The organism is Flavobacterium sp. CG_9.10 (assembly GCF_015752245.1).
Lineage (GTDB): Bacteria > Bacteroidota > Bacteroidia > Flavobacteriales > Flavobacteriaceae > Flavobacterium.
In genome coordinates this window covers 102934-117466 of record NZ_JADOVD010000003.1, presented here as the reverse complement: position 1 = coordinate 117466, position 14533 = coordinate 102934, and the positions used below count along the sequence as shown (strand labels likewise).

The 14533-nt window shown below is 34.6% G+C and carries 8 protein-coding genes; 7 read left to right on the top strand and 1 reads right to left on the bottom strand.

Annotation, left to right across the window (positions count from 1 at the left end):
• Position 1: 1 nt before the first annotated feature.
• The 6 genes from rfbA to IWX84_RS03410 all read left to right on the top strand — a co-directional run bounded on the left by rfbA (position 2) and on the right by IWX84_RS03410 (position 9639).
• Complete coding sequence (gene rfbA, locus IWX84_RS03435; protein WP_196849369.1) at positions 2-871, top strand: glucose-1-phosphate thymidylyltransferase RfbA; 870 nt, start codon at positions 2-4, stop codon at positions 869-871.
• 120 nt (positions 872-991) lie between these two features.
• The gene (locus IWX84_RS03430; protein WP_196849368.1) at positions 992-1945 is read left to right on the top strand and encodes a UDP-GlcNAc--UDP-phosphate GlcNAc-1-phosphate transferase; all 954 of its coding nucleotides are present in this window, start codon (positions 992-994) and stop codon (positions 1943-1945) included.
• A gap of 63 nt (positions 1946-2008) precedes the next feature.
• Positions 2009-2584, top strand: a complete 576-nt coding sequence (locus IWX84_RS03425; RefSeq protein ID WP_196849367.1) for a sugar transferase — start codon at positions 2009-2011, stop codon at positions 2582-2584.
• An 806-nt stretch (positions 2585-3390) separates the two neighbouring features.
• A complete protein-coding gene (locus tag IWX84_RS03420; RefSeq protein WP_196849366.1) occupies positions 3391-4530 on the top strand; it encodes a DegT/DnrJ/EryC1/StrS family aminotransferase in 1140 nt (379 codons plus the stop codon).
• A gap of 288 nt (positions 4531-4818) precedes the next feature.
• Positions 4819-6675, top strand: a complete 1857-nt coding sequence (locus IWX84_RS03415) for a polysaccharide biosynthesis protein (RefSeq protein WP_410505219.1) — start codon at positions 4819-4821, stop codon at positions 6673-6675.
• A 2673-nt stretch (positions 6676-9348) separates the two neighbouring features.
• Entirely contained in the window at positions 9349-9639 is a 291-nt protein-coding gene (locus IWX84_RS03410) for a GIY-YIG nuclease family protein (protein WP_196849364.1), read from the top strand.
• Positions 9640-10775: 1136 nt separating this feature from the next.
• On the opposite strand, the gene IWX84_RS03405 is transcribed toward IWX84_RS03410, so the two are convergent.
• Entirely contained in the window at positions 10776-11513 is a 738-nt protein-coding gene (locus IWX84_RS03405) for a tyrosine-protein phosphatase (protein ID WP_196849363.1), read from the bottom strand.
• Between the two features lie 560 nt (positions 11514-12073).
• On the opposite strand from IWX84_RS03405, the gene IWX84_RS03400 reads away from it, so the two are divergent.
• Positions 12074-13765, top strand: a complete 1692-nt coding sequence (locus IWX84_RS03400; protein WP_231385402.1) for a hypothetical protein — start codon at positions 12074-12076, stop codon at positions 13763-13765.
• The last annotated feature ends 768 nt before the right edge of the window (positions 13766-14533 follow it).

Below are 14533 nucleotides of genomic sequence, written 5' to 3'. Positions count from 1 at the left end.
TATGAAAGGAATTATATTAGCTGGAGGGTCCGGAACCCGTTTGCATCCTCTGACACTTGCCATGAGCAAGCAAATGATGCCTGTTTATGACAAACCCATGATTTATTATCCATTATCTACTTTGATGATGGCGGGGATAAATGAAATATTAATAATTTCGACACCTCACGATTTGCCTAATTTCAAAAAATTATTGGGAGACGGAACTGCAATAGGCTGTCAATTTAGTTACGCAGAGCAAGCTATTCCAAATGGGCTGGCACAAGCATTTGTTATTGGAGAAGAATTCATAGGGAAAGACAGTGTGGCGCTAGTTTTAGGTGATAATATTTTCTTTGGATCCAATATGGATGAATTGTTGAAATCCAATACGCAACCCGATGGTGGAGTTGTTTTTGCCTATCACGTTTCGGATCCGGAACGATATGGTGTGGTGGAATTTGACAAAAACATGAAAGCACTTTCGATTGAAGAAAAACCAACGGAACCCAAATCAAATTATGCCGTACCGGGTTTGTATTTTTATGATAATTCGGTGGTGGAAATTGCTAAAAATATTAAGCCAAGTCCAAGAGGTGAATATGAAATCACGGATGTTAACAAGGTATATTTAGAAAAAGGGACATTGAAAGTAGGTATTCTTAGTAGAGGAACTGCGTGGTTAGACACCGGAACTTTTAACAGCTTAATGCAGGCAGGACAATTCGTTCAGGTTATTGAAGAGCGCCAAGGTTTGAAAGTAGGTTGTATAGAAGAAATTGCTTGGAGACAAGGTTTCATAACCGAACAACAACTAAAAGACCTGGCTGAGCCATTGATAAAATCGGGATATGGAGCGTATCTTTTGGGATTGTTGAAGTATAAATTGTAGGTTTTAGTGTTCAGTGTTCAGTGTTCAGAGATCAGTATTCAGTAGCAGTTTGCAGGGATTAGTGTTCAGTGCTCCGTTTTTCAGTTTTCGGTTTGAGATTATTATATAGCGTTAAAAAATATGGTTTATATTGCATTACTATTTTTATTGATTGGTATTGAACTTATTTATTTCAAAATTGCAGATAAATACAATATTATAGACAAACCCAATTCCAGGTCCTCCCATACTACCATTACTTTAAGAGGTGGTGGGATTATTTTTCCGATAGCCATCAGTATCGCTTTTTTTTTGGGATACGTTTCGTGGCCAGTTACACTGGCAGTACTAGTGGTTGCGGTCGTAAGTTTTATCGACGACATCAAGCCCTTATCCCAGTTGCCAAGATTTGCATCACATGTTATTGCCGTAGGTTTGGTTTTTTATGATTTAAACTTGTTTTCTCAAGCATTATGGGTGCTTCCCATTGTGTTTGTATTAATGATAGGGTGGGTGAATGCCTTTAATTTCATGGATGGGATCAATGGAATAACCGTTTTATACGCACTTATAGCCATTGTAAGTTTCGCTTTTTTACCTATAAATGAAGCGAGTTTACCCTTATTGATTACCATGGGATTATCCTGTTTTGTTTTTGGACTGTTTAATGTTCGAAAAAAAGCCAAAACATTTGCAGGTGACGTGGGAAGCATCAGTATGGCACTCTTCTTGGGCTACTTGATGATAAAAACAATAATTGGAACGGGACAATTTGCCTACATCCTTTTCTTTTCTGTTTACGGAATTGATGCAATCATCACTATTATAAATAGATTAATAAAAAGAGAAAATATTTTTCAACCGCATCGTTCTCATTTGTACCAATATTTGGCCAATGAAAAAGGATATTCCCATGTTTTAGTGTCTGTTATTTATGCTGTACTTCAATTGGGAATCAACGCAATTGTTATCTATACGGATGGTAAGGGCGTGATGTCTTTATATTTTGCTGGGGGAATTTTACTGCTGTTAACCCTTGTTTATTTAATGGTTCGCGGTGTAATTGTTCGTCAATTGATGCTAAGAAATTCTTAGTTCAAATTCTTAGGATTTGCTTTATCTATCGCAATTTTTATTGCAATTTAAACTTTTAAAGGTATGACGAAGCGAATTTTCGATATCCTTTTTTCACTGATTATACTCCTTTTATTTTTTTGGGTACTAATAATCGCCTGGCTACTGGCAATTATTGACACACATACCAATGGAATTTTTCTACAAGTGCGAATTGGTCAATACGGCGCCAAATTCAAAATTTATAAACTTCGTACCATCCAAGTTGACTTAGCTTCAGAAAAGAGGACCATATCCAGCATAGGTAAACTACTTCGAAGATATAAATTAGACGAGTTGCCACAACTGTTGAATGTTTTGAAAGGAGAAATGAGCATAGTAGGGCCAAGACCCGATTTACCCGGTTATTATGACGTATTGGAAGGAGAGAACCGAAAAATATTGGAATTAAAACCTGGTTTGACCAGTCCGGCGGCTTTGAAATACAGCCAGGAGCAACACTTCTTGGAACAACAGGAAAATCCTTTGATTAGTAATGATACTATTATTTTTCCCGATAAAGTAAAACTGAATTTAGCCTATTATTACAACCGAAGTTTTTGGGGAGACCTCATGATTATTTTAAAGACCGTTGAGTTTATTGTTTTTGGAAGTAGGTAAAACAAAAAGGTTGGGTATAATTATTGTAATTTGCCCTGTGTTTTTATCGAAACGTCCCTTTGAAAACAACTTAAAAACCCTAAAAGTAAGCGATTAGTGTTTTTTTTATTGGTCACAAAAATAGTTAAAACTATGCACTCTAGTGCATTTAGCTTTAGCTTCTGCAACTATTTTCTACAACAAATTAGACAAATTAGCACGAATTAATTTGTGAAAATTTGTGTAATTACTTCGTCTGTTCGCTATCGCTCGGGTCGTGGTAAAATTTTAACAGTACAGACTTTCAGTCGGCCAAACCAAATATATGGACTTTCCTTCCATAGTGGTTTAGTTAAGCTTTAAAAATCACTACCAATGACGCTTTTTTAAAGGTAAGTAATTTTGGTTTCCAGGAATTATAATTTTCTTTTTTGCTTGATCAAAAAAGAAACAAAAAAATCAAGTCTACACACCCTCGTCGGTCAAATTTATTTTCGAATGCTAAAAGAAAAAAACTCGTCCTTCGTCCTCAGACAGCTTTTCTTTTTACGCATCCTTCAAATATTTGACGCTCGACTGCGGATGCGAAGGACGTTTGGGTCTCGTAAATAATAGCGATTTGGCTAAACCGATTCAAAATTTTAAATGTTATTTTATATTGCTTTTTTTGCAAAAAATTCTGCCTCGAACTGACGATTATCCTTTTGAAAACCATTGTTGAATTAAAGAATAATACGATTGTAAAGGAGTCTATCTTAAGGAAAGCTACAACGCTAGCGAAATTTTTCTTATTTTAACTTACCATAAATTCCATATTTTTGATGAATATGTCAAAAGATAAAATCTGGCTTTCGACTCCGCACATGGGGGGAAGTGAACTTAAATACATACAGGAAGCATTTGACACTAATTGGATAGCTCCAGTGGGTTCGAATTTGACTTTTTTAGAGCAAGATCTCGAAAATTATTTGGGTTCTGGACATGTTGCCGTTTTAAATTCTGGTACTGCAGCCATACATCTTGGTTTGATTCTCCTGGGAGTGCAGACAGGAGACTTGGTTCTATGCCAAAGCATGACTTTTTCGGCTTCCGCCAATCCCATTATTTATCTGGGTGCCACTCCTGTTTTTATTGATAGTGAGCCTGAAACTTGGAATTTATGTCCAATTGCTCTTGAAGAAGCTATTGTAGATAGTTTGGCCAAAGGAAAAAGACCCAAAGCAATAATAGCAGTTCATTTATACGGAATACCGTATCAAATTGATGAAGTGAGAACGCTTGCCAATAAATATGAAATTCCTATTCTTGAAGACAGTGCAGAAGCGCTAGGGAGTAGTTATAAGGGGCAAATGTGTGGGACTTTTGGAGATATAGGCGTTTTATCTTTTAACGGGAGTAAAATAATTACTACCTCAGGCGGTGGAGCTGTTGTAGTTAAGTCCAAAGTAATTAAGGAGAAAACTATTTTTTTAGCCACACAAGCTAGGGATAAGGCACCGCATTATCAGCACAGTGAGATTGGATATAATTATCGAATGAGTAACATTTGTGCCGGTATTGGTCGCGGACAAATGGAAGTGTTGAATGATCATATTGTATTAAAACGAGCGATACATGAATTTTATGTCGATTTATTTAAAAATATAGAAGGAATCAGCGTTTTTATCGTGCCTAATGATAATTTTTTTGCAAATTATTGGTTGACTACTATTTTAATACATCCTTTGGAAACCAGTGGAATAGATAGAGAAATGGTACGATTGGCACTAGCTGAAGAGAATATTGAATCACGACCGTTGTGGAAACCTTTGCATTTGCAACCTATTTTTAGTCAGTATCTTTATTTTGGTACTACAGTTGCCGAAACTCTGTTTGATAATGGCCTCTGTTTGCCTTCCGGCCCCACGCTTTCACTGGAGGATCAAAGCAGGATAAGAGCAGTTATTTTTAAATTATTCAAGAAATAAAAAAGGCTTTTAATTCCTGAATATGATATAGTTTTTGACTGATAATAAGAGATGTAACCCATCTCTTTTTTTGTTTTTTTAAATATTAAATTAAATTGAATCAATTAGATTTTTTTTTCCATTCATTAAATGTTATTTTTGGGGTACTAAAAGGCATTAATCTTAAAAATAAATACTTTGAGTACTAATAAATATTTTGATTCAGAGCCCTTAACTTCTCCTTTTTTTTCAAGGAAAAATTTAAAATTCAGTATTCGTAATTTAGGTTATTTACCCCGGTGGATAATTGTGATGATAGATTTCTCTGTTCTGCTATTGTCGTTTTTTTTTACGATCCTAATTTTTAGAGGAACAGGACTAGATTATATTATCACACCGCATAGTATTGTCTTTGTATTATCTTTTTTTATAGTAAATATTTTCTTTTTTTGGTTATTCAGGACCTATTCAGGAATTATTAGGCACTCTTCATATATTGATGCCGTGAAGCTGTTGTTTTCGCAAATGGCGGTGCTCGTTATCTTTCTTTTTTTTAATTTTTCATACGAGTTTTTATATGGCCAAAAAGCATTTTTAAACACAGCTTTTTTTATAAATATAGTGCTTTCTTTTTGCGGATTGTTTGTATATAGGGTTATAATAAAACAAACGTTCGAGCTTTATTTTTCAGAAATTGGAACCGAAAAACTGATAAGAACTATCATTTACGGTACGGATGCCAATGCGATATCAGTAGCGAATGCTTTGAAGTTTGAAACACCAACCCGATTTAAAATTGTTGGGTTTGTAGACAGGAATAATCAAAATGCTTCCAAAAGGATGCTGGATTTACCCATTTTGGTTCAAAAGAAAAAATTACCCACTTTAATGCGTTCGATAGGTGCCGAAGGCGTTATTATTGCTGACAAAAGTTTATCTAAAGAAGAACAATTGATTATTATAGATCAATGTCTGGAATTCAATTACAAAGTATATAATGTTCCCTTAATTACCAATTGGGAAAATCAGAAAGAGATTTCTCAAAAAGTAAAAACGATACAAATTGAAGATCTTCTCGAAAGAAAACCAATTGTTCTCGACAGTAAGTCAATTTCGAAGCAATTGAAAGATAAAACTATTTTGATTACAGGTGCGGCAGGATCAATAGGAAGTGAAATTGTAAGACAAGTGCTGGTTTTTAATCCAAAGAAAATTATTCTGGTCGATCAGGCTGAAACCCCGTTGCACCACTTGAAATTAGAGACAGAAAGTATAAACACAAATGCAAAAATAAGAACAGTAGTTGCTGATATTAGAAATAAAGAGGCGATGGACCGGGTTTTTAAAACGTATATGCCGCAAGTTGTTTTTCATGCTGCTGCGTATAAACATGTACCATTGATGGAGGAAAATCCTTCTCAGGCCATTCTTACTAATATAGAGGGAACCAAGAATATAGCTGATTTGTCGTGTTTGTATAAAGTTAAAAAGTTCGTAATGGTTTCTACTGATAAAGCCGTTAATCCCAGTAATGTGATGGGGGCCAGTAAAAGGATAGCCGAAAAATACGTACAATCTTTACAGTCTAAAAATCAGAATTCAGAAGATAAAACGACTACAAAATTCATCACCACTCGTTTCGGAAATGTTTTGGGTTCTAATGGATCAGTGGTGCCTTTATTTACCAAACAAATTGCCGAAGGCGGACCGGTTACCATTACGCATCCTGACATAATTCGGTATTTCATGACTATACCAGAAGCTTGCCAGTTGGTTTTGGAAGCAGGAGCTATGGGTAACGGAGGAGAAATTTATATTTTTGACATGGGGAAACCAGTTAAAATTATAGATCTCGCCAATAAGATGATCAAGTTGGCAGGATTTGTACCTGATAAGGAAATCAAGATTGAAATAGTTGGTTTGCGTCCAGGGGAAAAATTATATGAAGAATTGCTGAATGATACTTCCAAAACCTTGCCTACCTATCATGAGAAAATTATGATTGCACAGGAAATTCACGATGAATTTGAGAATTTAAATTTCGATATTGAAGAGCTGATTCATAAGGCTAACTTTTTTGGTAATGACGATATCGTACTTCAAATGAAGAAAATCGTCCCTGAATTTGTAAGTATGAATTCTACTTTTCAATTATTGGATAAATAAGAATATAGATTGGGTTTAGATAAAAAGTCTGCAAAGAATTCTTTCTTTACAGACTTTTTATTGTTTTAAGGTTTGTGAAAAAACACTCGATTCTTTTTACCAGCGAAAGCTTTCGGAATTTGTTTATTATGATTTTACTGCAAGTTTAAGTTTAGCTTCACGATCACTCGAACTGTTCTCGATACGATTTAAAAGCTTCATGATTTCACTTCACTTGACTTCTACTTTTAGCTTTTCAATCACTCGAACTGTTCTCGATACAATTTAAAAGCTTCATGATTTCACTTTACTTTACCTCTACTTTTAGCTTTTCAATCACTCGAACCGACGCTTCTATAAAAAACTTTGAGCAGGCTTTACTTAATGAGGCAGGAGAAATGTTGTCGGTATCTATTTTTTTCCTAATTCACGCTCGTCTCTTCGAGTGTTTTTGGCTTGAAGAAATATCTTTTGAAAATAACTTACAATAAGCCAAAAATGTTTCGAGAAGTTTTTTTTGACCAACTGTTCTCGATACGATTTAAAAGCTTCATAATTTCATTTTACGTGACGTCTAATTTTAGCTTTTCAATCACTCGAACTGACGCTTCGATAAAAACTAGGTGCAGACTTTACCTAATGAGGCATGAGTAATGTCGTCGATGCTGATGTTTTTCCTAATTCACGCTCGTCTCTTCGAGTGTTTTTGGCTTGAAGAATTATAATATGGAAAAACAGCATCATAAGCCAAAAATGTATCGAGAAGTTTTTTTGACCACCTGTTCTCGATACGATTTAAAAGCTTCATGATTTCATTCTACTTGACTTCTACTTTTAGCTTTTCAATCACTCGAACTGACGCTTCGACAAAAAACTTTGAGCAGACTTTACTTAATGAGGCTTGAGAAATGTTGTCGACACCTATCTTATTTTTTGAAACCACAGTCGTCTCTTCGAGTGTTTTTGGCTTGAACAATTATTCTTTGAAAATAACTTACAATTAGCCAAAAATGTATCGAGAAGTTTTTTTTGACCAACTGTTCTCGATACGATTTAAAAGCTTCATAATTTCATTTTACGTGACGTCTAATTTTAGCTTTTCAATCACTCGAACTGACGCTTCTATAAAAAACTCGTTGCAGACTTTACTTAATGAGGCAGGAGAAATGTTGTCGGTATCTATTTTTTTCCTAATTCACGCTCGTCTCTTCGAGTGTTTTTGGCTTGAAGAAATATCTTTTGAAAATAACTTACACTAAGCCAAAAATGTATCGAGAAGTTTTTTGACCAACTGTTCTCGATACGATTTAAAAGCTTCATGATTTCACTTCACTTGACTTCTACTTTTAGCTTTTCAATCACTCGAACTGACGCTTCTATAAAAAACTCGTTGCAGACTTTACTTAATGAGGCTTGAGAAATGTTGTCGGTATCTATTTTTTTCCTAATTCACGCTCGTCTGTTCGAGTGTTTTTGGCTTGAAGAATTATCTTTTGAAAATAACTTACACTAAGCCAAAAATGTATCGAGAAGTTTTTTTTGACCAACTGTTCTCGATACGATTTAAAAGCTTCATAATTTCATTTTACGTGACGTCTAATTTTAGCTTTTCAATCACTCGAACCGACGCTTCTATAAAAAACTTAGAGTAGTTTTCGCTTGAATAGGCTTGAGTATTGTCGTCGATGCTGATGTTTTTCCCAATTCACGTTCGTCTCTTCGCGTGTTTTTGGCTTGAAGAATTATCATGTGGAAAAACAGCATCATAAGCCAAAAATGTATCGAGAAGTTTTTTTGACCAACTGTTCTCGATACGATTTAAAAGCTTCATGATTTCACTTTACTATACTTCTACTTTTAGCTTTTCAATCAATCGAACCGACGCTTCGATAAAAACTCGGTGCAGACTTTACTTAATGAGGCATGAGAAATGTTGTCGGTATCTATTTTTTTCCTAATTCACGCTCGTCTGTTCGAGTGTTTTTGGCTTGAAGAATTATCTTTTGAAAATAACTTACACTAAGCCAAAAATGTATCGAGAAGTTTTTTGACCAACTGTTCTCGATACGATTTAAAAGCTTCATGATTTCACTTCACTTGACTTCTACTTTTAGCTTTTCAATCACTCGAACTGACGCTTCGATAGAAAATCGGTGCAGACTTCAATTAATGAGGCTTGAGAAATGTTGTCGGCACCTATTTTATTTTTTGAAACCACAGTCGTCTCATCGAGTGTTTTTGGCTTGAAAAATTATCATGTGGAAAAACAGCATTATAAGCCAAAAATGTATCGAGAAGTTTTTTCGACCAACTGTTCTCGATACGATTTAAAAGCTTCATGATTTCACTTCACTTGACTTCTACTTTTAGCTTTTCAATCACTCGAACTGACGCTTCGATAAAAACTCGATGCAGACTTTACTTTATGAGGCATGAGAAATGTTGTCGACAGCTATCTTATTTTTTGAAACCACAGTCGTCTCTTCGAGTGTTTTTGGCTTGAAAAATTATTTTTGAAAATAACTTACACTAAGCCAAAAATGTATCGAGAAGTTTTTTTTTGCAATCGCTATTGATCAAATTTTACAGTAAAGGTTTTAAAGTATTATCTTCACTTTAAATCGCGACAGTTTTCTAAACAGATGAACTTGCGTTATGGATAATGATTTCCTAATTGTTTTTAAAGCGGATACTATGAAGCAATCCTTTGTTTACATTTTAAAATGTTCTGATACTAGTTATTATACTGGGGTTACTAGTAATTTGACAAGTAGGATTTTCAAACATGATTCGGGATTTTATCCTGACAGTTATACTTGTAGTAGAAGACCATTGCAGTTGGTGTTTTATTGTGAATTTACAGATATTAATCTGGCCATAGAAACGGAAAAACAAATTAAAAAATGGTCAAGAGCTAAAAAAGAAGCTTTAATTAATGGAGATTTTGATGCTTTGGTGAATCTCGCCAAGAAAAAATTTAATTAAGGTCTTTTCAATCACTCGAACTGTTCTCGATACGATTTAAAAGCTTCATGATTTCATTTTACGTGACGTCTAATTTTAGCTTTTCAATTACTCGAACCGACGCTTCTATAAAAAACTTAGAATAGTTTTCGCTTGAATAGGCTTGAGTAATGTCGTCGACACCTATTTTTTTACTAATTCAAGCCCGTCTCTTCGAGTGTTTTTGGCTTGAAAAATTATCATGTGGAAAAACAGCATTATAAGCCAAAAATGTATCGAGAAGTTTTTTTGACCAACTGTTCTCGATACGATTTAAAAGCTTCATGATTTCACTTCACTTGACTTCTACTTTTAGCTTTTCAATCACTCGAACTGACGCTTCGATAAAAACTCGATGCAGACTTTACTTTATGAGGCATGAGAAATGTTGTCGACAGCTATCTTATTTTTTGAAACCACAGTGGTCTCTTCGAGTGTTTTTGGCTTGAAAAATTATTTTTGAAAATAACTTACACTAAGCCAAAAATGTATCGAGAAGTTTTTTTGACCAACTGTTCTCGATACGATTTAAAAGCGTCATGATTTCACTTCACTTGACTTCTACTTTTAGCTTTTCAATCACTCGAACTGACGCTTCGATAAAAACTCGGTGCAGACTTTACTTAATGAGGCTTGAGTAATGTTTTCGACACCTATCTTATTTTTTGAAACCACAGTCGTCTCTTCGAGTGTTTTTGGCTTGAAGAATTATCTTTTTAAAATAACTTACACTAAGCCAAAAATGTATCGAGAAGTTTTTTTGACCAACTGTTCTCGATACGATTTAAAAGCTTCATAATTTCATTTTACGTGACGTCTGATTTTAGCTTTTCAATTACTCGAACCGACGCTTCGATAGAAACTCGGTGCAGACTTTACTTAATGAGGCTTGAGAAATGTCGTCGATGCTGATGTTTTTCCTAATTCACGCTCGTCTCTTCGAGTGTTTTTGGCTTGAAGAATTATCATGTGGAAAAACAGCATGATAAGCCAAAAATGTATCGAGAAGTTTTTTGACCAACTATTCGCAATACGATTTCAAAAATAGCTAATCGCAATTTTTAATTCCAATAACAATCGGAACTTACGAACCAATGCAATGGAAAACATATGAGCTACTAAACCTTAAAAAATTGATTGTTCTCGATAGCTTCTTTTAATGGGACCAAGTCTTTTAGTTTTACTTTTTGATCAAATGAAGCAATATGTTTGTCATGATGCACATCAGAACCCACATAATTGTACATTCCTTTTGCTAGAAGTTGCTCGGATATTTTAGTAATTTCGGCACCATAATAACCCACTACCGACAATAGATTCAGCTGAAATAAACAACCAGCTCTTTTTAATTTTACGTACTCATTGAAATTATTATGATAAAATAGGTAGCGTTCCGGGTGGGCTAATACAGGAATATAACCCGCCACCTGCAAGTCAAATAATATAGAATACAGTTGGATTGGGGCATTGATATAAGACATTTCAACTAATACATAATTATCTTTTAGCGTCAATAATTCGTGTGACTGAAAAAGTTGTACAAACTGATCATCCATCAAATATTCTGCGGCGGCGCTAAAAGGAACAGTAATATTGTTTTTCTCTAATTCCAAAGCCGTAGTTGCTTTCTTAGATAGGATTTGCTCGTGGGTATTATCCCAAACATATTGAATAATATGTGGCGTGGTAATAAACTGGGAAACGCCAAAACCTTGGAGCGCTTGTGTGAGTCGTAAAGTATCTTCAAAATTTCTCGCGCCGTCATCGATGCCCGGTAAAAGATGCGAGTGAATGTCAATGTGCCCCTCAGGAATGAGGTCCTTGAGTACTGGTTTTGATTTGAAAAGTGTAAACATGATGCAAAGGTAGAAAAAAGTTATTAGTAATTAGTGATCAGTCTCAGTCTCAGTGTTCAGTAATCAGTGTTCAGTATTCAGTGTGCAGTAATTAGTGTTCAATGCTCAGTCTCAGTAATCAGTAATCAGTGGTTAGTGATCAGTCTCAGCGTTCAGTCTCAGTTTTCAGTAATCAGTTTTCAGTAATCAGTTATCAGTAATCAGGGGTTAGTGTCCAGTCTCAGTGTTCAGAGATAAGTTTTATTGAGGATTTTGATACGCAATTAAGGTATTTGTGCTGCATTTTCTTTATCAGGATGTTTTTTTTCGTTTTTGTTATAGAAATCCTATGAAAACTAACGTCAGCTATAATTCATTCGGTACAGCTGATACTGCGGCTGGTGTTTGAGTTTGTTTTACTTTTTCCAATAGCAATGCAGTACTATCGTAGCCTTTGAAGATGTATTTTTCAAATTAGTATGCACCATCAAAAAATTCAAAATTATAAGTCATTGTTTACAATTAAATACTAATTTCGGGCAAAGAAAATTTATATGTTGCGTTCCCCGTTATTAATTTTAATGTTTTTGCTTTCTATCGTATCGTGTCAAAAACGTTTAGATACAACTATTGATACTTCTAAAAAACAAGTAAGCGCAAAAAAAATCCAAGGCCAGAAATACTCAGCATTAGGAGATTCCTTTACTAGCGAAAATAAATTAGATAGTGCTTTCTACTATTATAATAAATCTACAGAATTATTTAAAGAGGAGGGCAGCAGCTCTTACATTGCCTATAATCTTATTGGAATGGCTCATATTCAGCAGACTTCCGGTGATTATTACAGCAGTGAAGAAACATTGACGGAGGCTTTACCCTATATAAATAATGATTTACAATATCAAATGGCTGCAAATAATTTATTTGGTATTGCAGCAGCAGAGCTGATGAATTACGATGATGCCGTTCGTTATTATTCCACCATTTTAAAAACAGCCAACGATTCTGTATCTAGATTTACAGCTCTCAATAATATTGCCACAGTTTATATAGAGCAAAAAAAGTATAGAAAAGCGATAAAAATTTTAGAACCATATGTGAAATCCCATTTTTTAGATACGCTTCAGAATAAAAAAGCTAGAATTAATGACAATCTGGGATTTGCTTTTTACAAAGACAATCAGATTCCAAAGGGACTGGCATTAATGAAGCAGGCTTTAGTAATCAGAACCGAAATTAAAGACTCCTATGGAAGTATAGAAAGCTATTTGCATTTAGCTGATTTTTATAAAAATAGAAGCTATCAAAAATCTAAAGAGAATGCCCTGCAAGGGTATAATGCAGCCACAAAATATCAGAGCATAGACGAACGATTGGAAGCCTTGGCTTTTTTAATGTCGCATAATCCAGAAAATGGAGTAAATAGTTACGCCACATTATTTATAAATCTAAACGACAGTATTAAAAAAGTGCGCAACAATGCCAAAAATCAATTTGCTAAAATCAAGTATGATTCCAGAAAAGCGACTTTAGAAAATATAATATACAAGGGACAAAGAGCCGAAACACTCTTCCAACTTGAAACACAAAAAAACGAAAAGTACCTACTCATTTTTGGACTCATTTTGTTGCTCTTCGCTGTCGTTGGGCTAGTCAATTATTACCAAAATAAAACCAAACGGGAACGCTTCGAGGCGAGTTATAATACGGAAACCAGAATTGCTAAAAAACTCCATGACGAACTGGCCAATGATGTTTTTTATGCGATGACTTTTGCCGAAACCCAAGATTTACAAAATCCCATTAAAAAAGAAACGCTTTTAGACCATTTGGACAAAATATACGGCAGGACACGAAATTTCTCCAGAGAAAATAGCCCTATAGAAACGGGAGCATCTTTTGAACATAATTTAAAACAAATGTTAAGTAGCTACAAAAGCAACAGTACCGAAGTGATTATCAAAAACGGAAATTCCATAGACTGGTCAAAAGTGCAAACCGAAAAAAAGATAGCGCTGCAAAGAGTCTTGCAAGAACTGATGATCAATATGAAAAAATACAGCCAAGCCAGTTTTGTGGTCATTGGTTTCGATGCAGAACACCATACGATAAAAATTGACTATTCAGATAATGGAATAGGCTTCTCGGAAAAACTAATTTTGAAAAATGGCCTTCAAAATGCCGAAAACCGTATTCAGGCCGTAAATGGAACGCTTACTTTCGATTCTCAAACCAATAAAGGCTTCAGAGCTGAAATTGTACTTCCAAAATAATACAAGAAAAGAGGTGCGCAAAAGTTTAATCTTTGGGCTTTTTTTTTGCTATATCCTAAATGATAATAAATAGGACTATCCACTGAGCAGACTCAAGCAGAAAATGGCACACACCCTTCGTCAAGCTCAGGATGACAGACACAGATTCAACGGATAAATGCGGATTTTTGATAATATTAATCTGTGGTAATCTGTTACAATCTGTTACAATCCGAATAATCAGTGGCTCTTTTTTGTTTTGCTATCGACTAAATAATAATATCCAGTTGGGAGTAATTATACAGAAAAGACATTGAATCGCTAAACATAAAATTTAACCACATAAAATCATAGAAAAAAGAGTTGAATAGACCAATTATTGGGTTCACATAGCTATGTTTTCTTTGTGTAAAGTGAAACGACTTTCAAAATCGAAAAAAAACTATGTTTCTATGTGTTAAAAAAAATCAAGAATGAATTACATCCAACTAGTTAATAATAGAAAATAGTACAGTCCCGTTTTTTAAGGGAGGTTAGCGTTGCGTTCTTTTTTATCCCTCTCGTCCTAGTTTGAAACTACAATCTGGTGCTTGCCTGCGACGAGTGCCTATTTACATTAGGATATAAAACGTAGCGTGTGCTACGCGGTTAATTACCAGAATATTTCAACTGTTACATTACAAAAAAAACACTATTGCCCGTTCTATATTTGAGGGATGGAAAGTTACTATTGATAAAGAAATTTTAGAAGAACATGCTTTTAAGTAATAGAGAGTGCTTATAATGAAT